The 26450-nt window shown below is 72.4% G+C and carries 19 protein-coding genes; 16 read left to right on the top strand and 3 right to left on the bottom strand.

All coding sequences use genetic code 11. From position 1 onward, the window contains the following. Positions 1-322: 322 nt before the first annotated feature. The 16 genes from glgP to AB0N02_RS25450 all read left to right on the top strand — a co-directional run bounded on the left by glgP (position 323) and on the right by AB0N02_RS25450 (position 23531). Positions 323-2905, top strand: a complete 2583-nt coding sequence (glgP, locus tag AB0N02_RS25375) for an alpha-glucan family phosphorylase (RefSeq protein ID WP_363951122.1) — start codon at positions 323-325, stop codon at positions 2903-2905. A 258-nt stretch (positions 2906-3163) separates the two neighbouring features. Continuing rightward, the gene (locus AB0N02_RS25380) at positions 3164-3400 is read left to right on the top strand and encodes a hypothetical protein (RefSeq protein WP_363951125.1); all 237 of its coding nucleotides are present in this window, start codon (positions 3164-3166) and stop codon (positions 3398-3400) included. Next, positions 3397-4341 carry a sigma-70 family RNA polymerase sigma factor gene (locus AB0N02_RS25385; protein WP_363951126.1) on the top strand — a complete coding sequence of 315 codons (945 nt, stop codon included), beginning with the start codon at positions 3397-3399 and terminating at the stop codon, positions 4339-4341. Before AB0N02_RS25380 ends, AB0N02_RS25385 begins: the two co-directional genes overlap by 4 nt. Then, positions 4338-6458, top strand: a complete 2121-nt coding sequence (locus AB0N02_RS25390; RefSeq protein WP_363951129.1) for a M48 family metallopeptidase — start codon at positions 4338-4340, stop codon at positions 6456-6458. The genes AB0N02_RS25385 and AB0N02_RS25390 overlap by 4 nt, the downstream gene beginning before the upstream one ends. Before the next feature lie 135 nt (positions 6459-6593). Further along, positions 6594-8714, top strand: coding sequence for a glycogen debranching N-terminal domain-containing protein (locus AB0N02_RS25395; protein WP_363951131.1), 2121 nt, complete (start codon positions 6594-6596; stop codon positions 8712-8714). A 58-nt stretch (positions 8715-8772) separates the two neighbouring features. Continuing rightward, positions 8773-9879, top strand: coding sequence for a glycosyltransferase family 4 protein (locus AB0N02_RS25400; RefSeq protein WP_363951133.1), 1107 nt, complete (start codon positions 8773-8775; stop codon positions 9877-9879). A 228-nt stretch (positions 9880-10107) separates the two neighbouring features. Further along, positions 10108-10881: an enoyl-CoA hydratase-related protein gene (locus AB0N02_RS25405; protein WP_363951135.1), complete on the top strand. Its 774-nt coding sequence runs from the start codon at positions 10108-10110 to the stop codon at positions 10879-10881. A 208-nt stretch (positions 10882-11089) separates the two neighbouring features. Next, on the top strand, positions 11090-11551 hold the full coding sequence (locus AB0N02_RS25410) for a hypothetical protein (protein ID WP_363951138.1): 462 nt from the start codon (positions 11090-11092) through the stop codon (positions 11549-11551). Continuing rightward, positions 11548-12771: a DUF6395 domain-containing protein gene (locus tag AB0N02_RS25415; protein WP_363951141.1), complete on the top strand. Its 1224-nt coding sequence runs from the start codon at positions 11548-11550 to the stop codon at positions 12769-12771. Before AB0N02_RS25410 ends, AB0N02_RS25415 begins: the two co-directional genes overlap by 4 nt. A gap of 64 nt (positions 12772-12835) precedes the next feature. Further along, positions 12836-14482 (top strand): FAD-dependent oxidoreductase, encoded by a 1647-nt coding sequence (locus AB0N02_RS25420; RefSeq protein WP_363951144.1) that lies wholly within the window; start codon positions 12836-12838, stop codon positions 14480-14482. Between the two features lie 60 nt (positions 14483-14542). Beyond that, positions 14543-15082, top strand: a complete 540-nt coding sequence (locus AB0N02_RS25425) for a YbaK/EbsC family protein (RefSeq protein ID WP_363951146.1) — start codon at positions 14543-14545, stop codon at positions 15080-15082. Positions 15083-15213: 131 nt separating this feature from the next. Further along, a complete protein-coding gene (locus AB0N02_RS25430; protein WP_363951148.1) occupies positions 15214-17784 on the top strand; it encodes a protein kinase in 2571 nt (856 codons plus the stop codon). Further along, a complete protein-coding gene (locus AB0N02_RS25435; protein ID WP_363951150.1) occupies positions 17781-19856 on the top strand; it encodes a serine/threonine-protein kinase in 2076 nt (691 codons plus the stop codon). The genes AB0N02_RS25430 and AB0N02_RS25435 overlap by 4 nt, the downstream gene beginning before the upstream one ends. A gap of 184 nt (positions 19857-20040) precedes the next feature. Beyond that, on the top strand, positions 20041-21432 hold the full coding sequence (locus tag AB0N02_RS25440; RefSeq protein WP_363951152.1) for a serine/threonine-protein kinase: 1392 nt from the start codon (positions 20041-20043) through the stop codon (positions 21430-21432). 347 nt (positions 21433-21779) lie between these two features. After that, complete coding sequence (locus tag AB0N02_RS25445) at positions 21780-22559, top strand: electron transfer flavoprotein subunit beta/FixA family protein (RefSeq protein WP_363951154.1); 780 nt, start codon at positions 21780-21782, stop codon at positions 22557-22559. A gap of 18 nt (positions 22560-22577) precedes the next feature. Next, entirely contained in the window at positions 22578-23531 is a 954-nt protein-coding gene (locus AB0N02_RS25450; protein ID WP_363951156.1) for an electron transfer flavoprotein subunit alpha/FixB family protein, read from the top strand. A gap of 310 nt (positions 23532-23841) precedes the next feature. Here the strand turns inward: AB0N02_RS25450 and AB0N02_RS25455 are convergent, their stop codons facing one another. The 3 genes from AB0N02_RS25455 to AB0N02_RS25465 form a co-directional block, all read right to left on the bottom strand. Beyond that, complete coding sequence (locus AB0N02_RS25455; protein ID WP_363951159.1) at positions 23842-24297, bottom strand: calmodulin-binding protein; 456 nt, start codon at positions 24295-24297, stop codon at positions 23842-23844. 218 nt (positions 24298-24515) lie between these two features. After that, positions 24516-25712 carry an MFS transporter gene (locus AB0N02_RS25460; RefSeq protein ID WP_363951161.1) on the bottom strand — a complete coding sequence of 399 codons (1197 nt, stop codon included), beginning with the start codon at positions 25710-25712 and terminating at the stop codon, positions 24516-24518. Positions 25713-25892: 180 nt separating this feature from the next. After that, positions 25893-26399, bottom strand: a complete 507-nt coding sequence (locus tag AB0N02_RS25465; RefSeq protein WP_363951164.1) for a TetR/AcrR family transcriptional regulator — start codon at positions 26397-26399, stop codon at positions 25893-25895. Positions 26400-26450: the final 51 nt, after the last annotated feature.

Genomic DNA, 26450 nt, shown 5'->3' on the forward strand with positions numbered 1-26450 from the left:
CGCCGAAAAAGTCGACAAGAAAAGATCTTCGCTTCTTCAAAACGCCCCCCGGTCACCGGCCTGGGGGCAGGGTGGGGCCCTGTCTCCGCGTGGACGGCCGATTTCCCAGGGGCGGGGCGTCGCGACCCATAGATGCGTTGCCCCAATAGTCCATCTTCATGCGTGTAGGTGGAAGAGTGCGGGACGTCTTACCGTTCGGCGAGTTGTTCTCATCTCGACTAACTCCTCCCTGGCGTGTTTGGAGCCGATTGATAGCGGTGAGGGGGAGACGCGTGAGTGTCCGGGTCGCCGTCGTGGCGCTGAGTAACTAGGGTCTGGCAGCGTGAGAGCAATCCGTAGGTTCACCGTCCGCACCGTTCTTCCACCGGAGCTGGCCGCCCTCGGCGAGCTTGTGCACAATCTGCGTTGGTCATGGCACCCCGAAACCCTTGACCTCTTCGCCGAAGTGGATCCGGACATATGGCAGCGGGTCGGCCACGACCCGGTCGCCCTGCTCGGCGCCGTTGACGCGGGACGCCTCCGCAAGCTGGCCTCCGACCGTCGTTTCCTCAGGCGGGTCGCCGACGCGGCCGACGACCTCCGCGAATACATGACCGCGCCCCGCTGGTACCAAACCATTCCCGACGCTCCAGCGGCCGTCGCCTACTTCTCCCCCGAGTACGGCATCGCCGCCGCGCTGCCCCAGTACTCCGGCGGCCTGGGCATCCTGGCGGGCGACCACCTCAAGGCCGCCAGCGACCTCGGCGTGCCGATCCTCGCCGTCGGTCTGCTGTACCACCACGGCTACTTCACCCAGTCCCTCTCCCCGGAGGGGTGGCAGCTGGAGCACTACCCCTCCCTCGACCCGGGCGGGCTGCCGCTGACCCTGCTGAAGGAGCAGGACGGCACGCCGGTCCGGATCGCGATCGGCCTGCCCGACCGGCGCACCCTGCACGCCCAGGTGTGGGTGGCCCAGGTCGGCCGGGTCCCGCTGCTGCTGCTCGACTCGGACGTCGCGGAGAACGACCCCGCAGCCCGCGACGTCACCGACCGCCTGTACGGCGGCGGCACCGACCACCGCCTGATGCAGGAGCTGCTGCTGGGCATCGGCGGCGTCCGGGCGATCCGGGCCTACTGCCGTGTCACCGGCCATCCCGAGCCCGAGGTCTTCCACACCAACGAGGGCCACGCCGGCTTCCTCGGCCTGGAGCGCATCCGCGAGCTGACCGAGGCCCGGCTCTCCTTCGACGAGGCACTGGAGGCGGTCCGCGCCGGGACGGTCTTCACCACCCACACCCCCGTCCCCGCCGGGATCGACCGCTTCCCGGCCGAGATGATCGCCCGCCAGTTCGGGGGCGACAACACCTGGCCGACGGTCCCGGTCGACCGCATCCTGGAGCTCGGCTCCGAGGACGAGCCCGGCAAGTTCAACATGGCCGCGATGGGCATGCGCCTGGCCCAGCGGGTCAACGGGGTCTCCGAGCTGCACGGCGAGGTCAGCCGGGAGATGTTCCAGGGCCTGTGGCCGGGCTTCGACACCGAGGAGGTCCCGATCGGGTCGATCACCAACGGCGTGCACGCGCCGACCTGGGTCGGCCGCGAGATCATGGAACTGGCCGGACGGGAGCTGCCGACCCTGGTCGAGCGGGCCCAGGGCTGGGAGGGTGTCAACAAGATCTCCGACGTGGACGTCTGGGGGATCAGGGGCAGGCTGCGGGCCCGCCTGGTCGAGGCGGCCAGGAAACGGCTGCGGGAGTCCTGGCTCGCCAGGGGCGCCTCGCGCGCCGAGCTGGGCTGGATCGACGACGCCCTCGACCCCGACGTGCTGACCATCGGCTTCGCGCGCCGGGTGCCCTCCTACAAGCGGCTCACCCTGATGCTGAACGACTCCGAGCGACTCCGCGAGCTGCTGCTCGACCCGGACAAGCCAGTCCAGATCGTGATCGCGGGCAAGGCGCACCCGGCCGACGAGGGCGGCAAGAAGCTCATCCAGCAGATCGTGAAGTTCACCGACGAGGAGGACGTCCGGCACCGCATCGTCTTCCTGCCCGACTACGACATGGCCCTGGGCCAGCTGCTCGTCCAGGGCTGCGACGTGTGGATGAACAACCCGCTGCGCCCGCTGGAGGCGTGCGGTACCTCCGGGATGAAGGCCGCGCTGAACGGCGGGCTCAACCTGTCCATCCGCGACGGCTGGTGGGACGAGTGGTACGACGGCACCAACGGCTGGGCCATCCCCACCGCGGACGGCGTCGCCGACCACGACCGCCGTGACGAGCTGGAGGCCAACGCGCTCTACGACCTGATCGAGCACGAGGTGGCCGACCGGTTCTACGATCGCGCCTCGGACGGCCTGCCGCTGCGCTGGCTGGAGATGGTCCGGCACACCCTCACATCGCTGGGCCCCAAGGTCCTGGCGGGGCGGATGCTGCGCGACTACGTGATCGGCCTGTACGCCCCGGCGGCCGGGTCCGCGCGGGCCCTGTCCGCCGACGCCTACGAACCGGCCAAGCACTTCGCCGCCTGGAAGCTCCGGGTCCACCAGGCATGGCCGGGGGTGCGGGTCGAGCACGTCGAGGCCTCGAACCTGGGCGACACCCCCGAGGTCGGGGCGTCCCTGGAGCTGCGGGCGACCATCGCCCTGGGCGAGCTGCAGCCCTCGGACATCCGGGTCCAGGCCGCCTACGGCCTGGTGGGGCTCCACGACGAACTGGTCGGCCCGGCCTACGCCGACCTGACCCTGGAGACGGAGGCCGACGACGGCAAGGCGGTCTTCGCCGGGGCGGTCCCGCTGGATCGCACCGGCTCCTTCGGCTACACCGTCCGGGTGGTGCCCCACCACCCGCTCGTGGCCTCGACCGCTGAGCTGGGCCTGATCGCGGTCCCCGAGGAGCCCGTCGGCATGACGAACGGCACCCTGCGCTGAGCGACGGCGCCTCCGGCCGGATCCGGAGCGGGAAATCCCCTTTTCCCGCTGGATCGGCGCAGGGTGATGCTTTACTGACGCTTGGTGGTCCCGCGGACGGCCGCCTCCTCCGAGGGGGAGCGGCCGGACGGGGCCCACGTGCCGATGAGAATCGGGTCGACTCCGCCTAAAGATTTCTCGCCGCGGAGGCCTTTTTGAAAGCACGGGGCCGGCGCTCGGAGCGCCGGCCGTAACCCGGGCTGGAGAGGCGGTCTCACGATGAGCGATCCGGTCGTTCTCGCCATGGTGGCGGGCGCGGTCAGGCTGGTGCTGTTGATGATCCTGTACCGCGTGCGCCCGCTCGACGAGGGCGAGGCACGCGGTCAGGTCACGGTGGTGCGGGTCCAGGCGGGAGCGGGGCCCGTGATCATTGATCACAGGACGGGCGGGGGGACGCTGGTCGTGTGTCTCCAGGGGTCCTCGGCGTCCGGCCTCCGGCGGAGGGGCGAACGATGACCGAGCAGAACGTCGCGCGATCGGACCCGGCCGGGTTCGAGGAGTTCTACGAGAAGACGTCGGCACGCATGCTCACCCGGGCGACCATGATCTGCGGGAGCACGCAGGACGCCGAGGACGCCATGGCGGAGGCCTACCTGGAGGCCTTCAGGCGCTGGGACCGCGTCGGCGGCTACGAGCCGAGGGCGGCCGAGAAGTGGGTCCACACCACGATGCAGCGGCGGTGGTGGAAGACGGCGGCCCGGCGCAGGCGGCGCGAGACGGGCGAGCTGAGGGTGCCGGTGCGGCCGTGCTCGTCTCCCGAGCAGACGGCCGAGGTCACGATGGTCCTCGGCGCCCTGTCGGCGCTGAGCGAGCGCGAGCGGATCGTGGTCCTCGCCCACTGCGTCTACGGCCTGTCGCAGAAGGAGGTCGCCGACAGGCTCGGCGTCAGGAGCGCGCTGGTGGCCGTGTACCTCTTCCAGGCGCGCCGCAAGCTGGAGCGGCTGCTGGGACTGGCGAGGCCGCCGAAGGAACCCGGCGAGCGGTTCACCCGCCTGCCCGGCCTGTTCGGTGCCGACGGGCACGCCCACCTCGACGATCCGCTCGTCGCGCTCCTGCGCACCGCCTGGGGCTGGCTCCGCGAGGCGTTCGAGGCCGAAGCGGAGTCGGGATCCGGCGCGGACTCCGGGACCGGAACGGGGTCCGGGACCGAAACGGGATCCGGGACCGGCACAGGATCCGAAACGGGGTCCGGGATCGACACGAGGTCCGAAACGGGCTCCGAAACCAGGTCCGGATCGAGGGGCGGCATGAGGTCAGGAGCGAGGCCGGAAGCGAGGTCAGGAGCGAGGTCGGAAGCGAGGGCCGGGGGCGGGGGAGCGGACGGGAGCGGGGTCGGGCGGGTCCGCCGCGTGATCGTCTCGGCGTCCCGCGCCTACGGCGGGCGGGAACGGCCGTGATCCTGCTGCGCGCGCTCCTGGCGCTCGGGCTGCTCGTGGGCCTGTACCTGCTCTGCCTGGTGCTCGTGGTCGTCGATCTCGGCCTCGTCGTCCTGATCGTGTGGGACTCGATCTCCCTGGGCAGGCCGCTGTCGGGCGGCGTGGTGATGATGGCGATGACCCTCATCCCCACGTTCTGGGTGCTGCGCGGCCTGTTCTCCTCCGACACGGGTGCGGGACCCGACCCGCACGTCGTACCGGTCTCCCCCGAACAGGTGCCGGACCTGTGGGCCACCGTCAGGGAGCTGGCCGGGGAGGTGGGCACCCGTCCTCCCTCGGCCATCCTGCTCACCGGCGAGGTCAACGCCCAGGTGGCCGAGGAGACGAGACTCCTCGGCCTCGTCGGCGGGACGCGGCGCCTGTACGTCGGGCTGCCGCTGCTGGCCGGGCTCTCGGCCGGTGAGCTGCGCGCGGTGCTCTGCCACGAGCTGGGGCACTACGCGCACGCGCACACCAGGCTCGGCGCCGTCACCTACCGGGGCCACCTCGCGCTGCGGGCCACCCTCGACCGGCTCGAACGCTCGCGGCGGCCCGTCCCCGGCGTGCGCGGCCCCCGGCAGTCGAACGTCCCGGTCTCCTGGATCTGGTGGCCCTTCCTCGGCTACGCCCGCCTGTACTTCTGGCTCTCCTCGGCCGTCAACCGGCGGCAGGAGCTCCAGGCGGACGCCGCCGCGGCCCGGGGCGTCGGCGCGGAGGTCACGGCCGAGGCGCTGCGGCGCTCCACCGTCGTCCTGCCCGTCGCGTGGGGCGAGTTCCGGGTCCGTCACCTGGATCCGATGCGCGCCGGGGGACGTGTCCCGGACGATGCCCTGGCCGCGTTCGCGGCCGTGCTCGCCGCGCCCGGCTACCGTGACAGGCTGGAGGAGCTGAGGCGGTTCCCGCCTTCTCCGCCTCCCTTCCGTTACGACTCCCACCCCAGCCTGGACCGGCGGCTGCGGGCGCTCGGCGTACCCGGCACGGCCGACGGCCCGGCGGAGGGACGCGACCCGGTCCCCGCCGCCGAGACCCTGGCCCGCCCGGGGCCGGATCCGGGGGCGGTACGGCGCTGCCTGTTCCCCGGTGTCTCCGGCACGCCGGACACGGTCCCGTGGGAGGAGTGGCTGGAGTCGGCGGCCGAGATCCGGGCGACGGAGCCGGTCGCGCGGCTCGTACGGGCCGCGCACAAGGTCGGCGGCAGCGCGCGGCCGGCGCTGGCGACGGTCCTGGACCTGCTGGCCCGCGGCCGGGGCGGACGTCTTTCGGCGTACCTGGCCGACGCCGTCGTTCCCGAGGAGGACGGGCCCGACGAGTCCGCCGGGGGAGTCCCGAGGGGGAGTGGGGAGACCGCGGGGAAGGACGCGCGGGAGGACTCTCCCCGGCTCGACGTCGCGCTGTTCGCGCTGGTCGGCCAGGCGCTGGTCGCCCGGGGGCGGGCCCGCTGGGAGGTGACCTGGAGCGAGGAGGGCAGCCTGGTCTGGAGCCCGTCGGGGGTCCTGGCCGCGGCGGGCGGCACCGTCGGGGAGATCCGCGACCTCGTGACGGCGGCGGCCGGCGGCGACCTCTCCGCGGTCAGGCGGCTGCGGCTGCGCCTGCACGCGCTCGGGGTCGACCCGGGAGCCCGGCTCGACCAGGACGCGGAGGGGATCCGGCGGAACGCGGCGCCCGTCGGGACGATCAGCGTCACCCCCGTCGTCGACGCCGAGGAACAGCGGGAGGGCCGCGGGCAGTTCCGGATACGCCTGGCCGCCGCCCTGCTGATAGGCGGGCTGTTCCTGGCGACCGTCGTGCCCCTGCCCTTCGAGCGGGAGCCGGCCGGGCCCGCGGGCGTCCCGGTGAACCTCGGGAGGACGACACAGCCGACGGAGGTGTGGCCGGGCGACCGTCCCCTGCCGTTGCCGTCCCTGTCCCCCTTCGGCTCCGGTCTCGGCGGCGGGTGGACCTCTCCGGCGTATCCCGGGCCGATCTCCTCGGCATACCCGCTGGACGGCCGGTTGCGCGACTTCTACCGCCTGAAGAAGCTCCTGCGGAATACGGACATCGGGCGTCGCCTCGACCTCGGCGAGGTCGGCGGATCCCTGGCCCGGCGGAAGCGGCGGTGAACCGGTCCTCCCCGGTGCCGTCCATACCTCTCTTATCGGGCAAAACGTATTAACGGAGCGTCACGTATCAGTTCCTTTCCGTCGTGGAGCGGGAATGGCTAAAGGACCGACAAGCAGCAGAGTCCGGAGAGAACATTGAACGCCTGGACGTTCGAAGGTCAGCCCGGCGCGCTGGGGGACAGCGCGGTGACCCTGGTCGAGGGCGGGTCCTTCTGCGTGTGCGCGCACAGCGGGGACATCCTGCAGGGCGGCGCGCAGGGGGTCTACCACGCCGACACCCGGCTGCTGTCGCGCTGGGAGCTGCGGGTGGACGAGACTCCGGTCGAGCCGCTCCGGGTGCTCACGGGCGAGCCGTACCACGCGACGTTCGTCGGCAGGGCGGTACCGCGTCCGGGGCGGGCCGAGAGCAGCCTGCTGGTGATCAGGGACAGATACGTCGGCGGCGGTCTCCGCGAGGACCTGATCCTGCGCAACCTGTCGGAGGAGCCCGCCGGATGCGTGGTCGACATCCACGTCGGCTCCGACGTGGCCGATCTGTTCGAGGTGAAGTCGGGCCGGATCAGGCACGTGGCCGACGTGGAGATGACAGCCGACCGGGCGGGACTGCTGATCTTCTCGGCCACCAGGTCGCGCGGGACCAGGGTGATCACCGATCCCGCGCCGTTCGCCGTGCCCGGCGTGCTCATCTTCCGGGTCGTCGTCCCCGCGCGGGGGGAGTGGAAGGCGACGCTCCAGGTCAACCCGATCCTGGAGGGGGAGGAGTCGCCCGCCTGGTTCTCCACCCACCACCCGCTCGAACACGCCGAGCCCGCCAGGCGCCGCGCCGACTGGGAACGGCTCAGCCCGTCCGTCACCACCTCCGACCGGACCCTGTCCCAGGTGATCCGCCGCTCGCGGGAGGACCTCGGGGCGCTGCGCCTCTTCGAGCCCGACAGGCCGGACGAACCGCCGACGATCGCGGCGGGCGCCCCCTGGTTCATGACGCTGTTCGGCCGTGACTCGCTGCTGACCTCGTGGATGGCGCTGCCGCTCGACCAGTCCCTCGCGCTGGGCACGCTGCGCCGCCTGGCCAGGCTGCAGGGCAAGGTCGACGATCCGCTCACCGAGGAGGAGCCGGGCAGGATCCTGCACGAGCTGCGCTTCGGCGTGCAGACCGGCGCCTCGCCGCACGGCGGCCACGCCTACTACGGCTCGGTCGACGCCACCCCGCTGTTCGTGATGCTCCTGGGCGAGCTGCGCCGCTGGGGGATGCACGGGCAGGCGGTCGAGGAGCTCATGCCGTACGCCGACGACGCCCTCGAATGGATCACCAGGTCCGCCGACCCGTTCCTGTCCTACCGGCGCAAGACCGACCAGGGCCTGATCAACCAGGGCTGGAAGGACTCCTTCGACGGCGTCAACTTCGCCGACGGCACCCTGGCCCGCCCGCCCATCGCGCTGGCCGAGGTGCAGGGCTACGTCTACGCCGCCTACATCGCGCGCGCCCACTTCGCCCACCAGGCGGGCGACAGCACCCTGGAGGAGGAGTGGAACGCCCGCGCGACGCGCATCCGCGAGGCGTTCAACGAGCGCTTCTGGCTGCCCGACCGGGGCTACTACGCCATCGGGCTCGACGGCGCCGGACGTCCCATCGACAGCCTCGCCTCCAACATGGGGCACTGCCTGTGGACGGGCATCGTCGAGGAGGACAGGGCCGCCTCGGTGGCCGAGCATCTGCTCTCGCCGGAGATGTTCACCGGGTACGGCGTGCGCACCCTGGCCTCCGGCATGGGCGCCTACAACCCCATGAGCTACCACAACGGCTCCGTCTGGCCGCACGACAACGCCCTGGTCGCGGCCGGCCTGATGCGTTACGGCTTCGCCGAAGAGGCCAAGCGGATCGCCTTCGGCCTGCTGGAGGCGGCCGAGGGCTTCGGCTGGCGGCTGCCCGAGCTGTTCTGCGGCTTCGACAGGTCCGAGTTCGCCCGGCCGGTGCCTTACCCCACCTCCTGCTCCCCGCAGGCGTGGGCCGCGGCGGCCCCCATCCACCTCGTCCGCACCCTGCTCCGTCTCGACCCCTGGATCCCCCACGGCCGTGTCTGGCTGGCCCCCGTCGGGCTGGAGAGCCTGCGGGTCACCGGCCTTCCCCTGGACGGCTCCCGCGTCACGATCGAGGTCACCGACTCCGGTGTCTCGGTCACGGGCCTGCCGGAGGGGGTCGCTCTGCTCAACGAGCCGCGCCATCCCACGGCGGCCGCCCTGCGACAGATCCCCTGACAGCTCCATCAGTCGACTCGGATTCTCGGCGGGCCGGACGGCCGTAGGTGAGGTAGAGATGATTGCCGCAAGAGGTGTCGCCGCGTGGCGTGACGCGATGCGCATCGTGATGATCGCTCCCCCCTGGTACGGCGTGCCGCCCCAGGGCTACGGAGGCATCGAGGCGATGCTGGCCGAGCTGGTGGCCGGGCTGTCACGGCGCGGGCACGACATCACCCTGATCGGGGCGGGTCCCGCGGGGACGCCGGCCCACTTCCTGACCACCTACGACCTGCCGCCGTCCGAGCGGGTCGGCGAGTCGATGCCCGAGGTGCTGCACGCCGCCAAGGCGTACACCATGGCCCTCGACATCGAGGCGGACATCGTGCACGACCACTCGCTGGCCGGGCCGCTGACCGCGGCGGCGCGCCCGGTGCCGACCGTGGTCACCTGCCACGGCCCGGTGAACGGCGAACTGGGCGAGTACTACCGGACGCTGGGCGTCGCGGTGTCCGTGGTCGGCATCTCCGAGTCCCAGCGCCGGATCGCCCCCGACCTCAACTGGGCCGGGGTGATCCACAACGCCGTCGAGACCGCCTCCTTCCCCTTCAGGGAGCACAAGGACGACTGGGTGCTGTGGCTCGGCAGGTTCAACGAGGACAAGGGGGCCCACCTGGCCATCGACGTCGCCAGGGCGGCCGGGCGCCGGATCCTGCTGGCGGGCAAGCTCACCGAGCCGCTGGAGCACGCCTACTTCGAGCGGAAGATCAAGCCCAGGCTCGGCCCCGACGCCGAGTATCTCGGGGAGGCCGACACCGCCCGCAAGCGCGAGCTGCTGGCGGCGGCCCGCTGCCTGCTGTTCCCGATCCTCTGGGAGGAGCCGTTCGGCATGGTCATGATCGAGGCCATGGCCTGCGGCACCCCGGTGGTCGCGCTGGGCCGGGGCGCGGTGCCCGAGGTGGTCGTCGACGGGGTCACCGGGTTCGTCCGCGACCGGGCCGAGGAGCTCCCCGAGGCCGTGGAGGCGGCGGGCGCGCTCGACCCGCACGCCTGCCGCTCCCACGTCGCGGGCAACTTCGACGTGGAGGTGATGACCACCGGGTACGAGGGCGTCTACCGCCGGGTGATCGCCACCCTCGACGAGCCCGCCGGGGGAACCCGGGACCTGGTACTGCCCGTCACGTGAGCCGGGCCCTATGTTGGTCTGGCGGTGATTCTCAGGTGATCCTCAGGTGATCCAGGATGATCCTTGTCGGTCCCGCGGTGATGGGAAGTGATCGGTGTGACGGCGCCGCGGCGCCGGTGTGACATGTCGATGTGACGGTTCGACGTGGCGGTGTTCACGTGCCGTGGGCCGTGTGCCAGGGCTCGTGCGCCGCGCTCGCGTGATGACGGTTCCGGCGGAGGGACGACCATGGGTGAGTTCGTACGGGTGGAGAAGGCCGAAGGGGTCGCCACGATCAGGCTCGACCGGCCGAAGATGAACGCCCTCAACCGGCAGGCCCAGGAGGAGATCGCCGAGTGCGCCCGGCGGGTGGACACCGACCCCGAGGTGTACGCCGTGGTGCTCTACGGCGGCGAGCGTGTCTTCGCGGCGGGCGCCGACGTCAAGGAGATGGCGGACATGCCGTACGCCGAGATGGCCGCGCACTCGGCGACGTTGCAGGACTGCTTCACCGCCGTGGCGCGGATCGGCAAGCCGGTCATCGCGGCCGTCACCGGCTACGCCCTGGGCGCCGGCTGCGAGCTGGCCCTGTGCGCCGACATCAGGATCGCGGGCGAGTCGGCCAGGCTCGGCCAGCCGGAGATCCTGCTCGGCATCATCCCCGGCGCGGGAGGCACCCAGCGGCTGTCGCGCCTGGTCGGCCCGGCGAAGGCCAAGGCCCTCATCTTCACCGGGCGGCACGTGTCCGCGGACGAGGCGCTGCGGATCGGCCTGGTCGACGCCGTCGTCCCCGACGCCGACGTGCACACCGAGGCCCTCGCCTACGCCTCCCGGTTCGTCGGCGGCCCCGCCCTGGCGCTGCGCGCCGCCAAGCAGGCCGTCGACCGCGGCCTGGAGGTCGACCTGGACAGCGGCCTGGAGATCGAGCGCCTGCAGTTCTCCGCGCTGTTCGCCACCGAGGACGCCAGGAACGGCATGCGCGCCTTCGCCGAGAAGGCCCAGGCGAAGTTCATCGGCCGCTGAGCGGTCACCGAACGGCGGCTGAACGGTAACGAGTGGTCACCGGGCGGCCCGGCCGTCCGGCCCTCCGGACGGCCGCCGTCCGGCTCCGGCGGGCTTCGCGGGGCCGGTCAGCGGCCTTGGAACCCGTGGAACGGGCGGGCCCGGCGGAGCGTGGGAATGCCGGGAGGCCGTCATGGTAGATCATGCTTTGCCGGTATGGTGCGGGAATATGGTGCGGTTGTGGACGCGCGCGCTGATCCCTGTCCGGTTGCGGCGCGCGGCGCGTGGATGGTTCGACTCCCGATACATCTCCCGGGCCGACCATCGGCAGGACATCAAGGACGCGCTCTGGGCGGTCCAGACGCTGGGCCGGGAGGTCACCGCGCTGCGCGCCGAGGTCGAGACGCTCCAGAGGAAGGTGGCTGGGACCGGTCCCGACCAGGCCCAGGTGAAGCGCTGGGACGACGCCCACCGGCTGGCGCAGGAGACCGCGGTCGCCATGGACCAGGTGCTCCAGAACGAGGTGCTGCTCTGGCAGGCCGTCGAACGGCTGCCGGGCGGTGCCGCACCGGCCTCCGCCCCCGTCTCCGCCTCCGCTCCGGCGGGCGCCGGGCGGGCCGTCGAGCGCCTGCCGGCGATCGTCGCGAGGGCCGGCGGCCACCTGCCGGGGAGCGACGGGAGCGCCGCATGAGGGTGACCTGGACGGCCGACGGCACCGTGCGGCACCTCGTCTTCCGGCTGGACGCCGAGGACTCCATCACCGGGTTCTGCGCCGACGGCCAGCCCCTGAAGCTGGCCACGAACTCCTTCAGGGTCGAGCTGCCGCGCGCGCCGCGCGACATCCACCCCGACCTGTCGGCCCTGGCCGCGTGGACCGTCGTCGCGCCGTGGACACGGCGCGCGATCACCTTCGACCGGCCGATCTCGCCGGAACTGGCCGAGGCCCTCCGCGAGGGCTGGGGGGTCGACGCCGGACCGGTCGGCGCCGCGCCGCGCTCCGGCACCAGGCTGGCGATCTCCTACAGCGGCGGCGCCGACTCGGTCGCCGTGGCCGCGATGCTGCCCGACGCGCCGTTCGTGCACTTCCAGCGGGTCTCCCACCCGCGCGTGCCCAACCGCTGGACCCACTACCGCTCCGACGTCCTGGCCCGGCTGGCCGAGCGGACCGGGCGCGAGCTCACCGTCGTCCGCTCCGACCTGGAGTTCACGCTCGCCGAGCCCCGCCCCGGCTACCCCGAGCACCACGCGGTGGCCGCCGGGGCGCTGCTGCTGGCCGACGAGCTCGACCTCGGCGGCCTCGCCTTCGGCTACGAGCTGGGCTCGCGCTGGCTGGGCGGGGACCGCTACCTGCTCAGATACACCCCGGACAACCCGATGTGGGCCCCGCGCGGCGCGTGGGGCCGCGCCTTCGCCGCCGCAGGGGTGCACATCGTGCTCCCGGTCGGCGGGGTCAGCGAGGCCGTCACCATGCGGCTGGCCCTGGGCTCCGACCTGCGCGCGCAGGTCCGCTGGTGCCTGCGCGGGGTCGACGGCCCCTGCGGCACCTGCGGGAAGTGCCTCTACAAGGAGCTCATCCAGGCCGCCGTCGAACGACGCCCGCTGCGCACCACGATCGGCCCGAAGCGCCCCGTCGCCCGCAAGTGGCAGGAGCCGCCGCCGTACGGCGGGCAGGAGATGATCGAGTACGGCTGCGCCAGGATTCCCGACGTCGAGGGCACGGTCTTCGGCAGGGCGGCGAAGTTCCTCGGCGCGACCGTGGCGTCGACCGCCTGGCTGGAGCGCTGCTACCGGCCGGCCGTCGAGGAGATCCCCGAGCCGTGGCGCAAGCAGGTCCACGACTTCATGGCGGCCGAGGTCGGCTTCATGAACGCCGCCGAGGCGCGCCGGGTCGAGACGTGGGGGACGACGTGAAGGCGTGCGGCCCCCGCCCGTGAACGAGTCCCGAGAACCCCTGAACGAGCGCGAAGAACCACCCGTGAACGAGCGCGAAGAACCCGTGAACGACTCCGAGGAAACAGAGCGGCGCACCGCGAACGGCCCCGGCACGCCGGGCGGGGCACGCGGGATGACCCGCAGGGCGCTGCTGGTCGGCGTGGGCGCGGCGGGCGGGGCCGGGGCGATGTTCGCGGCCATGGGGGCGCTGGGCCTGGCCCCGGAGTCCCACGACTCCCCGCAGCGGGACTTCGTCCCGCCGCAGCCGTCCGACTTCTCCCTCACCGGCAGGGGGGCGGCGAAGGTGGTGATCCTCGGCGCCGGGGTCGCCGGGCTGACCTGTGCCTACGAGCTGGGCAAGGCGGGCTACGACTGCACGGTCCTGGAGGCGGCGGACCGGGTGGGCGGCAGGAACCTCACGCTGCGCGGCGGCGACCGGCTGACCGAGACCGGAGGGCGGCCCCAGACGGCGGCCTTCGGGGAGGGCGTCTACTTCAACGCCGGGGCCGGGCGGATCGCGCCGTGGATGGTCACCATGGACTACTGCCGCGAGCTGGGCGTGCCCATCGAGACGTTCGTCAACAACAACGCCTCCGCCTACGTCTACACGCGGGGCATGACGGCCCCGGTCAGGGCGCGCACCGCCCGCGCCGACATGTACGGCTACGTCGCCGAGCTGCTGGCCAAGGCGAGCGGCGCGGGCGCGCTGAACCGCAGGCTCACCCGGCAGGACCGGGAACGCCTCGCGGAGTTCCTGCGGCGCTTCGGCGACCTCGGCCCCGACCTGGCCTACCGGGGCTCGACGCGCCGCGGCTTCGTGACCTACCCCGGGGTCGACGCGGGCCTCCCCATCGGCGTGCCGCCCTCGCTGGCCCAGGTGTTCGCCGCGGGCATGGGCCGGGCGATCACCATGGACTTCGGCTACGACCAGGCCATGCCCATGTTCCAGCCGGTCGGCGGCATGGACGCGATCGTGACCGCGCTCGCCGCCGCGGTCGGCCGGGACCGGATCAGGACGGGCACGCCCGTCACCGGCCTGAAGAACCTGCCGGACGGAGTCGAGGTGACCCACCGGGGCGGCACGTTCCGCGCCGACTACTGCGTCGCGGCCCTTCCGCCCAACCTGCTCGCCCGCCTCCCGCACAACCTGGGCGCCGAGATCACCGCCGCGCTCGGCACCCCCGTCCCGGTCGCCGCCGGCAAGATCGGCCTGGAGTACGGCAGGCGCTGGTGGGAGATCGAGGACCGCATCTACGGCGGGGTCACCGAGACCGACCTGGACATCACCCACATCTGGTACCCCTCGCACGGCTATCACTCCCGTAGCGGCCTGGTCGTCGGCTACTACAACACCGAGGAGAACGCCGAGCTGTACGGCAGGCTCTCCCACGGCGCACGCCGCGCCCGCGCCCTCACCCAGGGCAAGAAGATCCACGGCGAGAAGTACCGGACGGACCTGCGCTCCAGCGTCTCGATCGCCTGGCACCGGCAGCCGTACCTTGAGGGCGGCTGGGTCCGCTGGCCCTCCTACGAGGGCGGTTTCGCCCTCCTGCAGCGTCCCGCCGGGCGGGTCTACTTCGCCGGTGACTGGCTCACCCACCTGGTCGCCTGGCAGGCCGGGGCCATGGAGTCGGCCAGGAGGACCGTCACCGAGCTGCACGAACGGGTCCTGCGGGCCACCCCGTCCTGAGCGGCGGGCGGCGGCCGTACAGTCTCAGGGACGGTTTCGGACGAACGCGGGGAGACGGCGATGACGATCGGGACACTTGACTGGGTGCGGGCCGGGGAGCGTCTCGACCTGCTGGCCGGACCGGTGGCGCTGGCGGTCGCCGAGCTCGGGGCGCTCGGCGATCCCGACGGCCTGCGGGTCGCCGAGATCGATCCGGGGCTGGCCGACACGGCGGCGTTCTGCGAGCGCTACGGCGTGGGCCTGGACGAGTCGGCCAACTGCGTGATCGTGGCGGCCAAGCGGGGCGGAGAGGTCCGCTACGCCGCCTGCATGGTGCTGGCCACCATGCGGGCCGACGTCAACGGTGTGATCAGGCGGCACCTGGACGCGCGGAAGATCTCGTTCGCGCCCCAGGACGACGCGGTCGGGCTGACGGGGATGGAGTACGGCGGGATCACCCCGCTGGGGCTGCCGGAGGAGTGGCCGGTGCTCGTCGACGAGGCCGTGGCGGCCCATCCGGGAGTCGTGATCGGCAGCGGTTTCCGCCGTTCCAAGGTGGCGCTGCCGGGTTCGGTGCTGGCCGGTCTGAAGACGGCTCAGGTGATCAAGCTGGCGAACTGACGCCGAAAAGAGATTGAGTGTTACCCGGGTTTGGGAAACCGTTGGGGCCTGGAACACGTTATTCCATCGAAGAATATGGCCTGATGGTTCATCTCATGGGCGGTGTTTAAGCCGGTATGGTTCTTCATGCCATGAATCAGGACGACCGACTCGGCCCATACCGACTGCTCCGGCGGCTCGGCGAGGGCGGCATGGGCGTTGTCCACCTCGCCGTCGACCCCCACGGGCGGCAGGTGGCGGTGAAGGTCCTGCGCAGTGAGGTGACGGGCGACGACGTGGCCCGGCGCAGGCTCTCCCGTGAGGTGGAGACCATGCGGCGGGTGCGCAGCGAGCACATCGCCGAGGTCCTCGACGCCGACGTGACGGGCCACCGGCCCTACATCGTCACCCGCTACGTTCCCGGCCAGCCGCTGGACGAGCACGTCAAGCAGGAAGGTCCCATGGACCTGCCCGCGCTGCTCAAGGTCGCCCACGGGGTGGCGGCCGCGCTGGCCGCGGTGCACTCCGTCGGGGTGATCCACCGCGACCTCAAGCCGGGCAACGTGCTCATCCTGGACGGCAGGCCCGTCCTCATCGACTTCGGCATCGCGCAGGCCGTCGACGCCACCCGGCTCACCCAGACCGGCATGTTCATCGGCACGCCCGGCTACCTCGCCCCCGAGATCATCGAGGGGCACGAGGCCGGGCCCGAGGTGGACGTGCACGCCTGGGCGGGCACGCTGGTCTTCGCGGCCACCGGCCAGCCGCCCTTCGGCAAGGGCACGCTGGAGATGATCTTCTACAACATCACCGCGGGCAAGGCGAACGTGGACGCGGTCCCGCAGCCGCTGCAGTCGCTGCTGCGGGGAGCGCTCCACCGCGATCCCGCCAGGCGGCCGAGGGCGGCCGAGCTGACCGCCCAGCTGGAGCGCCTGCTGCCGCTGGCCGGGCGCCGTCCCCAGGTGCCCGACGAGATCGCCACGGTGTCGGGCTTCGACGACCCCGGCTCCGCGCGTCCCACGGGCGGGAACCCCGGTCCGGCCACGGGCGCGGGCCTGCCGACCGGCCACTACGTCCCGACCGGTCTGGGGCCGCGTCCCGGCCAGGACGTCCCGGCCCGTTCCGCGGATCCCGGTCCGCCGACCGGCCACTACGTCCCGACGGGCCTGGGGCCGCGTCCCGGCCAGGACGTCCCGGCCCGCTTCGCCGACCCCGGTCCGCCCACGGGTCCCTACGTCCCCACCGGCCTCGGCGTCCAGCCGGGGCAGGGCTCCGGCGTCCCGGGCCGGTCGGGCGAGCACGGGGGACCCGGGGTACACGGTGGCTCCACCGGGCCCGGCGCGCCGGGCCGTCCCGGTGTGCCCGGCGACCCCGGCGACCTGCCGACCCCGGTGGCGATCAGGCCGGGGACGTCCGCGCCCTGGCCGCCGGCCCAGACTCCCCAGACGCACGACTACGTCTCGCTGCTCGGTGAGCAGCAGGCGCCCGACCCGTGGCCGACCCGCAGGGTGACGGCCGACGAGCTGCGCCAGGCCGCGGCGGCCCAGCAGGCCTCCTACGACCTGCCGACCGGTGCGCTCGGCCCGCAGGACGCCCCCACCCGGAGCCTGTCGACCGGGCCCGGCGCGTTCGCCGGGCCGGGCGGGCACGCGGGCTCTCCGGGTTCCCCCGGCTCCCAGGGTTCCCCCGGCTTCCCCGGCTCCCAGGGCTCTTCCGGCTTTCCCGGCTCGCAGGGCTCTCCCGGCTCGACCGGCGAGCGCCCGCCGCAGGACGCCCAGGGCCGCTTCGGCACCACGCTGCCGGCGGCGGACGGCGACATCCCGACCCAGCGCGTCCGCCCCCAGGATCTGCAGGAGTACATCCGCAACGCCCCGCAGCCGCCCGCCACGGGGTCCGCGCGGCCCTACCCGGCCCAGCCCGCCTCGTTCGAGCAGACGCCGCAGGTCCGGCAGCACCACGTCCCGTCCCATCCCTACTCTCCGTCACAGCCCCAGCCCTATCAGGAGCGGCCTCACCAGCAGGCGGCCGTGTCGCCCGGGTCGCCCGGGTCGCCCGTGTCGTCCGGGTCGTCCGCGTCGTCCGCGTCGTCCTCCTCCGGCCGGCGCCACGGCCACGCGTTGCAGCGTTCCAAGGCGTACGGGGTGGCGAGCGCGCTGCTGATGATCGCCGTGTCGGTCGCGGCTGTCCTCGCGCCGGTCCTCGTCGCCGCCGTGGTGATCCCGGCCGTGATCCTGCTGCGCGCGGCCGACATCGCCCAGCTCCAGCTCAACGGCCGCCGTTCCGCGGAGGACTCCGCGGCCGACGTCTTCCGGGTGCTCGGCCAGCCCGCCGCGCTCCTGAAGTCGGTGGGTGTCACCCTCGCGCTCGTGCCGTACGGGCTGATCCTCGGCCTGCCGGTGACGCTGCTGCTGACCGTGCTGGTCCCGCGGATGACGGCCGGCAACGCGCTCAGCTGGGGCGCGGCGGTCGCGCTGTGGACGGTCTGCTCGGGTCCCGGGGTAGAGGGACCAAACCGGCAAATGCGACGTACGCTGGCATCATTGCTGCCTTCACGCGGCGCGGCCGTCATCGCGGCCTCGGCGATGGGCGTGGCGGTGGCGCTGATGGTGTTCCTGGCCGCCGGCACGGTCGGTGCGCGGGCACGGCAGGCGCACTGGACGCCGATCAACATCCAGACGGTGGTGGGGGAACTGGACAAGCTACAACTTAAGGCGGCGCGATGACGGGGGAGACGCGGGCGCCTGAGCGGCTGGGGCCCTATCGGCTGCTCAGGCAGATCGGTGAAGGCGGCATGGGAGTCGTCCACCTCGGGCTCGACGAGGACGGGCGCGAGGTGGCGGTCAAGGTCCTGCACCCGCACGTGGCGGCCGACCTCAAGGCCCGCGACCGGCTCACCCGCGAGGTCGAGACCATGCGGCGGGTGCGCAGCCCGCAGGTCGCGGAGGTGCTCGACGCCCAGCTGACCGGCAGGCAGCCCTACATCGTGACCCGCTTCGCGCCGGGCCGCACGCTGGAGGAGGTCGTCCTCGCCGACGGCCCGCTCCCGCCGCACGAGGTGGTCAAGCTCACCCGGGGCCTGTGCGCGGCGCTGGTGGCGATCCACGCGGCCGACGTCATCCACCGCGACTTCAAACCGTCCAACGTGATGATCGTCAACGGCAACCCGCTGGTCATCGACTTCGGCATCGCCCACCTGGTCAACGCGACCAGGCTGACCCAGACCGGCATGTTCGTCGGCACGCCCGGCTACCTCGCCCCGGAGATCATCCGGGACTCCGAGATCACCCAGGCGGCCGACGTGCACGCGCTGGCCTCGACGGTCTTCTTCGGCGCGACCGGCAAACCGCCGTTCGGCACCGGCAGCTTCGAGGTCGTCTGCTTCAACATCATGGAGGGCCGGGCCAACGTCGACCTGGCGCCGGTCTGGCTGCGCGGCTGGCTGCGGCGGGCCCTGGCCGTCGACCCGGCCGCCAGGCCGAGCGCGCAGGAACTGCTGCGCATGGCGCGCGCCCTCGACCCCACGGTGACGGCCTTCCACGAGACGACGCCGCCGACCAGCGTCCTCGACGGGGGGACCAGGATCCTCAACCCGGACGGCACCAAGATCCTGGACGGTCAGGTCCCGCCGCCCCCGGTGACCGGCACCCGCGTCCTGGACGGGGCCCCGCCTCCACCGCCTCCGGCGAACGGCACCCGGGTGCTGGACGGCGCCCCGCCGCCGCCCCCGGCGAACGGCACCCGCGTCCTGGACGGGACCCCGCCGCCGCCCCCGGCGAACGGCACCCAGGTGCTGCCGCAGGACGGGACCTACTCCGACCTGCTGCCTCCGGTGGAGTACGCCAAGCCGGAGCGGCGCGAGCGCAGGCCGCGCTCCGAGCCGTCCCGCCCGGCGGACGACGCCCCGCCGCCCTACATCCCGGCTCCGCAGCCGCCGCCGTACGTTCCGGCCCCGCCCTCGGCGCAGCAGCGGGCCGTTCCGCCGACGCCGCGCACCGACCAGCGGGTCGCCGGATATCCCGCGCCGCAGTCCACGGCTCCGCCCTACACCCCGCCGGTCGAGCCCCGTCCCTACACGCCGCCGCCCGCGCCGCAGCCGCAGGCCCCGCAGCGGGAGCGCTCGCAGTACCGCACCGGCCACCCGCTGGCCGCGCTGCTGCTACTGGCGATCGTGGTCGGGGTGGCCTGTGTGCTGCCGGTCATCGGAAGCGTGATCGGGCTGGTCGCGGTGCTCTGCCTGCGGGTGGGCGAATATCTCTTCGGGGACCTGGCCGAGCGCCGCTCGGTGCGGGGCAACAGCGCGGCCGACCCGCTGCTGGCGGTGGTCGGCACCCCGTGGGCGCTGATCAAGGCGGCGTTCGCGACGCTGATCACGGCTCCGCTGGCCGCGATGTTCGGCATGTGCGTGTGGGGCGCCCTGAGGTTCATGGTGGGCATGAAGACCGATCCCGCTGCGGCCTACGCCGCGGGCGCGTTCGTGGCCGGGCTGTTCGTGCTGCCCGGCGGCCGCAAGCCGCGCAAGGCGGTCTCCCGCGCGCTGACCGGGGTGATCCGCAGCCCGGGGGCCGCGATGGTGACCACGATCGTCCTGGGCACGCTGGCGTTCTTCGTCGTGATGGCCGCGGTGACGATGATCCCCTCCTTCGTGCCCTGGGAGCAGCCCTCCCACGTCGTCCGCCAGGTGACGGGGGCCTGGGAGCAGCAGGTGAACAACGGCAAGATGGGGGCGATCGACCTCGTCCGCGGCCTGTTCAACAACCTCATGGACAGCCTCGGCCTCGGGTTCGTCACCTTCTGAGGCCGGTTTCGGATCTTCGCCCCGGCGGGGCGGCCACGGACCCCTACCACGTCCGTGGCCGCCCCGCCGGTGTCGTCCTCCCTGTTTTGTTTCCCATGTCCCGGCGCAGGCGATTTCTTGAACCTCTCCGTGCGAGATCGCCCTCACTGAGGCACGATGAAGGGGACAGGCCGGAAGGAGCCGCATGGGAGCGACCGACGGTGAACGCCTCGGCCCGTACCACCTGCTGTCGACCCTGGGCGCCGGCGGATTCGGCGAGGTCCATCTGGCGCTGGATCCCGGCGGCCGCACGGTGGCGGTCAAGATCCTGCACCCGCACGTCGCGGCGGACGCGACCGCCCTCGCCCGTCTCGCCCGCGAGGTGGAGACCATGCGGCGGGTCCGGGGACCGTACGTCGCCGAGGTCCTGGACGCCTCGATGGAGGGCGCCCGTCCCTACCTCGTCACCCGCTACGTCCAGGGCCGCCCGCTCAGCGCGGTGATCTCCGGTGACGGTCCCGTCGAGGCCGAGGACCTCGTACGGCTCGCCCGCGGCCTGGCCGAGGCCCTGGTCGCCGTCCACGCCGCCGGGGTCGTCCACCGCGATCTGAAGCCCGCCAACGTGATACTGACCGACGGCGACCCCGTCGTGATCGACTTCGGCATCGCCTCGGCGCTCGACTCTGCCTCGGTCACGGTGTCGGGCGCGATCCTCGGCACGCCCGGCTACCTGGCACCCGAGGTGCTCGAGGGCGTGGAGGCGGGCCCTGCGGCGGACCTGTTCTCCTTCGGCGCCACGCTGGCCTACTCCGCCACAGGCCGCCACCCCTACGGCACGGGCCCCGCCTCGGCGGTCGGCTATCGCGTCGTTCACCACGCCCCCGATCTGGAGGGGGTGCCCGGCTGGCTGGAGCCGATCCTCCAGGACTGCATGCGGCGTGACCCGGCCGCCCGGCCCGCCGCGGGCGAGGTGCTGGCCCGCCTGGACGCCGAGGCCCCCGCGGTCCACGCCGAGCGGAGGCGTCCCCGGCGGGACCTCGCCGCGCCGGTGGCGCTGGGGTTCGCGGGGGTCCAGGACCCGGCGGGGGCCCAGGAGCCGGCGGGGGTCCAGGAGCCGGCGGTGGTCCGGGAGGCGCCGCCGCGGGAGCGGGCCGTTCCCGGGGCCGGGGACGCCGGGTTCCAGGGGGCGGAGAACGGTGTGCACGCCCTCACCACCAGGCAGTGGCGTCCCGGGAGCAGACCCAGGCCGGGCAGGCTCTCCTCGGAAGAGGCCCACGAGCGCCGCAGGGTCGTCGTGCACCGCCGCTGGGTCGTCGGTACCGGCCTGCTGGTCGCGCTGGCGGCCGCGACGGCCAGGAACCCGCTGCCCGAGCTCTCGCTGCTGCTGCTCACGGGCTACGGCTCGGTGATGCTCGTCGACGGGGGGATCGCGCTGTTCGCCCGGCGGAACCGGGCCCGCGCGATCCTCGACCTGGCGGCCGGTGCGGGCGCGGTCGCGCTCTGGGGCGTTCTCGGCACGTTCTTCAGCACCCTCACCCTCGCGCTGGCCCTGGGAACTGTCCTGTTCGTCCTGATTGCGATCCTGGCATCGAGCTGAGTCACCGGGACGATCTTCGCGACCGGGCCGTCGGCTGAGTGGGCCCCGGCCGTAAATCTGGAACATAGCTCGGTATGGTGGGAGGGTGTGATCGATCGGGTGGGCGCCCGGTTGTCCGGCGAAAGCCGTGCGACCTGCAGGTTTGCGCCTAAGCTACCGATGGGTAACATGATGTCGGGAGGTGGGGGCGGGGAGAGTCCCGGCCGGACCACCCACTGTCACACCGCCCCCGGGCACCTGGCAGTCTTGGCATCACGTGCACGTACCCCGCGTGTGCGTTGCGAGCATCCGGCGCCAACCGCAGCGACGCGGCGGCGCACGCGAACACGGGAGGTCGGCCACCGGCCATGAACATCGTCGTCTGCGTGAAGCAGGTCCCTGACACGGCGACCGAGCGCAAGCTGAGGTCCGATGACAAGACGCTCGACCGTGACGCCGCCGACGGCGTCATCAACGAGCTGTGCGAGTACGCGGTCGAAGAGGCGCTTCTCCTGAAGGAGGCGCACGGGGGTGAGGTGACCGTCCTCACCATGGGCCCCGACAAGGCCAGTGACACCATCCGCAAGGCCCTGGCCATGGGCGCGGACAAGGCGGTCCACCTGGTGGACGACGCGCTGCACGGCTCCGACGCCCTGGGCACCTCGTACGCCCTGGCGCAGACGCTCAGGAGGATCGGGTTCGATCTGGTCGTGCTCGGCTCCGAGTCGACCGACGCCCGCACCGGCGTGCTCGCCGCCATGCTGGCCGAGCGCCTCGGCGTTCCGCAGCTCACCTTCGCCAAGAAGGTCGAGGTGAACGAGGGCACGATCACCGTCCAGCGGGTCACCGACTACGGCTACGACAGGGTCGAGGCCTCGCTGCCCGCCGTCATCTCCGTGGTCGAGAAGATCAACGAGCCGCGCTACCCCTCCTTCAAGGGCATCATGGCGGCCAAGAAGAAGCCGGTCGAGAAGCTCGGCGTCGCCGACGCCGAGATCGACGCCTCCCAGGTGGGCCTGGCCAACTCCTGGAGCGAGGTCGCCGACTTCGCCGTCGCCCCGCCCCGCGCGGCCGGCGCGATCGTCAAGGACGAGGGCGACGGAGGCGTGAAGGCCGCCGACTTCCTCGCGTCGAAGAAGTTCGTCTGAGAACGGGGGTTAGCTGATATGTCTGAGATTCTCGTTCTGGTCGAGCACGTCGAAGGTCAGGTCAAGAAGGTCACGCTGGAGCTGCTGACGCTCGCCCGCAAGCTGGGCGCGCCGTCGGCGGTCTGGGCGGGCTCGGGATACTCCCCCGAGGCCAAGGCCAGGCTGGCCGAGCACGGCGCGGAGAAGATCTACGTCGCCGACTCCGCCGACGTCGACGGCTACGTCGTCGCCCCCAAGGCCGAGCTGCTGGCCCAGCTCGTCTCCGAGAGGTCCCCGGCCGCGGTGTTCGTCGCCGCGACGGCCGAGGCGAAGGAGATCGCGGGCCGGCTCGCCATCAAGATCGACTCCGGTGTGCTCACCGACGCGGTGGGCGTCGAGGACGGCCTTGTCGCCGACCAGTCGATCTTCGGTGGCGGCGTCAACGTCCGCTCGCGCGTCACCAAGGGCACCCCGGTCATCGCGGTCCGCCCGAACGCGACGCCGGTCGAGGCCGTCGCCGGGGCGGGCGCCGAGGAGCAGGTCTCCGTGACCGTCTCCGACGCCGCCAAGGGCGCCAGGATCGTGGAGCGGATCAAGGAGGAGAAGGGCGCCCGCCCCGAGCTCACCGAGGCCGCGATCGTGGTCTCCGGCGGCCGTGGCGTGGGCTCGGCGGAGAACTTCTCGATCATCGAGACCCTGGCCGACTCGCTCGGCGCGGCCGTCGGCGCCTCCCGCGCCGCGACCGACGCCGGTTGGTACCCGCACCAGTTCCAGGTGGGCCAGACCGGTAAGACCGTCTCGCCGCAGCTCTACATCGCGGCGGGTATCTCCGGCGCCATCCAGCACCGGGCCGGGATGCAGACCGCCAAGACGATCGTCGCCATCAACAAGGACCCCGAGGCTCCGATCTTCGAGCTCGCCGACTTCGGCGTCGTGGGTGACCTGAACCAGGTCGTCCCGCAGCTGACCGAGGAGATCGCCAAGCGCAAGTAGGACCGCGGCGGGCAGGGCCGCGGACCCCAGACCACGTAAAACGGCGTCGCACCCTCAGGTGCGACGCCGTTTCACGTGCGGCTCCCTCACGTGGGGCGCCCGCGGCCCTCCCATGCTCCGGGAACTCCGTGGCCGCGAGCGCCTCACGCTCCGAAGATGTGAAGACGTACGGCGAGTGGCCTGGCGGCCCCGCCGCGCTCCTCGCCGGTCGGCTGTCTCCGCGATGTGAGTGAGGAACTCCGGATGCCCTCCGATGCTCCGGGGGTCCCGTTCACCTCACCGCGGGTGCGGCCTCACGACAGGTGCGGTCTCACGGCGCGGAAACCTCCCGCACCAGCCGGGAGCTCCAGGGGCACCAGGCGTTGCCGGGCAGGAACGAGCCGCCCACCTCGGACAGGTGCTCCTCGACGTAGGCGATCCCGGCGTCGCACACCTCGGTGGCGCCTTCGAAGAACTGGACCGTGGAGGGGATGTAGTGGTAGCTCCAGGCCGGGTTGTAGGAGGCGGTTCCCACGGCGATCTTGCCCATGACGCTGGGCTTCGCGGTGGTCGCGCCGTTCAGCAGGTCCCTGGCGTGCTGGATCTTGGTGGGGTCGGTGAGCTTGAAGACGAACTTGGCGTTGCCGGAGTCGGTGAACTCGAAGTAGGCGGCCGGACCCAGGGCTGCCTGGGGGGCCGGGTCGGCCTGCCGGGCCTGGGCGGGGACGGCCAGGCCGAGCGTCGCCACGGCCGCGAGGGCGGCCACTCCGGAGAGAACACGTTTCATGGGCTTCTCCTTGTTCTGACGGGTCGTTTTCACGACTTTCCTGACTGTTGGTAAACCAACAGCTGGGACTGTAGATCAACGATCACCAAGACGCGCGGAAATGCCCAATTTGGATCTTTTGTTTGGGAGTTGTTCGTCTATGGGTCACGTGCGTCCCGGCCCCGCCCGCGGTTCGGCGGGCCGGTCCGCACGTGCCCGTACGTGTTCGCGCGCGCTGGTCAGGCGGCCATGGACAGTTCGCGCTCGGGTGTCTCGGCGGGGGCCGGGGCCGGGGCCGTACCGGGGCGGGGCAGGAACCGGGCGACCAGGGCGATGACGACGCCGAGGACGACGGCGATGCCGAGGGCGGTCTTGAGCGAGGCCGCGTCGGAGAGGAACCCGATGATCACCGGACCGAGCAGCAGGCCCGCGTAGCCCATCGCGCCGGTCTGGGCGATGGCCGGGCCCGGGTTCTCGACCGCGCCGCCCGCCAGGGACATGGCCATGGGGGAGACCGTCGCCACCGCGACGCCCACGAAGAGCATGACGACGAGGGCGACCAGGGCCGTCGGGGCCGTCAGGACCGCGGTGAAGGTCGCCGCGGTCGCCAGCCCGGCGGTCACGATCATGCCGCGTGCCCCGAACCGGGCGCGGACCCGGTCGCCGGTGAGACGGCCGAACAGCATGCCCGCCTCGAAGATCGGGTAGCCCAGCGCGGCCAGGGCCTCGGGGGCGCCGAGGGTGTCGCGCAGGTAGAGGCCGTTCCAGTCGGCGACCGTGCCCTCGACCATGAACGCGCAGAAGGCGATCACACCGAGCAGGTAGACCACCGGCGGCATCCGGCGTCCGGCCGTGGCGGCGGCCGCCCCGGAGACGACGGGGTCCGGCAGGTAGGTGCGGCTGACGAAGACCAGCAGGGGCAGGGAGAGCAGGGCGACCAGGGCCAGGTGGGCCGTGACCGACAGTCCCGCCGCGATGGCCGCGGTGCCGAGCAGACCGGCGGAGATGGCTCCCACGCACCAGCCCGCGTGCATGCCGTTCATCAGCGGCCTGCCGTAGGCGCGCTCGACCGTCGAGCCCTGCGCGTTCATGGCGACGTCGACCGCGCCGAACGCCATGCCGAAGAGCGCGGCGGCGACCAGCAGCAACGGGAACGTCGGGGCGAACGCCAGCACGGCCAGGGTGGCCGCGCAGAGGGGAGCGCCGACCCGCAGAATGCTCCGGCTGCCGAGCCGCGCCATCACCCCGCGCATCGACTGCATGGTGACCAGCGCGCCCAGACCCCACACGAGGAGGGTGACGCCGACCGACGCCTCGGACAGGCCGAGTTTGTCGGACAGCGCGGGGATGCGCACGGTCATCGATCCGCACAGCAGGCCGGCCAGCAGGAATGTGAGGACCGCCCCGTTGCGGGCCGTCCTCAGGTCGCGGGTCATCACTCAATCCCTTCAATACATGTTTCGAATGACTGTTAACGGGGACACAGGAACCGGTCGCTTCCGCCAAGCGCGGAAGCGACCGCCAGAAGCCGGTCACCGGTGTCCAGGGTGTCCAGGGTTGTTCAGGGAGAACGCCGCCTCGGCGCCCCCGGGGGCGCGCAGGTCCCGAGAGGGGGCTCAGGCGGGCAGCAGGTCCAGCAGACGCCGTTTCAGCTCGGCGTAGCGGGCGTCGTCGTAGAGTTCGGGGTCGTGGCTCGCCACGTCCCACAGTCCCTCACAGGCGAGACGCACGATCCGTGCCGCCGCGGGGTCGGGCTCGCTGTCGAGCCCCTCCCGGTGCCACCGGGCCATCGCCTCGCGCAGCGGGGCGAGCAGATAGAGGTTGCCGGAGGCGCCGGTGACCACGGCCCAGCGTCGCAGCCTGCCGCTTCGCACCGCGGCGAACGTGGCGGCGAGGTAGTTTTTGGTGTAGGTGTCGTGGCCCTGACGGGCGATGAGCTCGTCGAAGTCTTCGATGAGTCGCTCGACCATGCCCTTGATGAGGGCTTCCTTCGTGCCGAAGTGGTAGAGCAGGCCGCCTTTGCTGCATCCCGCACGCTCGGCGACGGCCGCCAGGGTGAGCGCCTGAGAGCCCTGGTCGCAGAGCAGATCCTCTGCCGCGTCCAACAGCTCTTCCCGTCTCATGCGTTTTACTGTACCGTCTGGACGGTTTAGTGGCAAACGGGGGGTGGGTTC

It is taken from the genome of Streptosporangium sp. NPDC051022 (assembly GCF_040683035.1).
Lineage (GTDB): Bacteria > Actinomycetota > Actinomycetes > Streptosporangiales > Streptosporangiaceae > Streptosporangium.

Bases quoted from the DNA above. Each gene is read 5' to 3' on its own strand.
- AB0N02_RS25435 (WP_363951150.1), top strand. From the start codon at position 17,781: ATGACGGGGGAGACGCGGGCGCCTGAGCGGCTGGGGCCCTATCGGCTG.
- AB0N02_RS25450 (WP_363951156.1), top strand. From the start codon at position 22,578: ATGTCTGAGATTCTCGTTCTGGTCGAGCACGTCGAAGGTCAGGTCAAG.
- AB0N02_RS25405 (WP_363951135.1), top strand. From the start codon at position 10,108: ATGGGTGAGTTCGTACGGGTGGAGAAGGCCGAAGGGGTCGCCACGATC.
- AB0N02_RS25410 (WP_363951138.1), top strand. From the start codon at position 11,090: ATGGTGCGGTTGTGGACGCGCGCGCTGATCCCTGTCCGGTTGCGGCGC.
- AB0N02_RS25415 (WP_363951141.1), top strand. From the start codon at position 11,548: ATGAGGGTGACCTGGACGGCCGACGGCACCGTGCGGCACCTCGTCTTC.
- AB0N02_RS25440 (WP_363951152.1), top strand. From the start codon at position 20,041: ATGGGAGCGACCGACGGTGAACGCCTCGGCCCGTACCACCTGCTGTCG.
- AB0N02_RS25445 (WP_363951154.1), top strand. From the start codon at position 21,780: ATGAACATCGTCGTCTGCGTGAAGCAGGTCCCTGACACGGCGACCGAG.
- AB0N02_RS25380 (WP_363951125.1), top strand. From the start codon at position 3,164: ATGAGCGATCCGGTCGTTCTCGCCATGGTGGCGGGCGCGGTCAGGCTG.
- AB0N02_RS25465 (WP_363951164.1), bottom strand. From the start codon at position 26,399: ATGAGACGGGAAGAGCTGTTGGACGCGGCAGAGGATCTGCTCTGCGAC.
- AB0N02_RS25455 (WP_363951159.1), bottom strand. From the start codon at position 24,297: ATGAAACGTGTTCTCTCCGGAGTGGCCGCCCTCGCGGCCGTGGCGACG.
- AB0N02_RS25425 (WP_363951146.1), top strand. From the start codon at position 14,543: ATGACGATCGGGACACTTGACTGGGTGCGGGCCGGGGAGCGTCTCGAC.
- AB0N02_RS25460 (WP_363951161.1), bottom strand. From the start codon at position 25,712: ATGACCCGCGACCTGAGGACGGCCCGCAACGGGGCGGTCCTCACATTC.
- AB0N02_RS25430 (WP_363951148.1), top strand. From the start codon at position 15,214: ATGAATCAGGACGACCGACTCGGCCCATACCGACTGCTCCGGCGGCTC.
- AB0N02_RS25385 (WP_363951126.1), top strand. From the start codon at position 3,397: ATGACCGAGCAGAACGTCGCGCGATCGGACCCGGCCGGGTTCGAGGAG.
- AB0N02_RS25400 (WP_363951133.1), top strand. From the start codon at position 8,773: ATGATTGCCGCAAGAGGTGTCGCCGCGTGGCGTGACGCGATGCGCATC.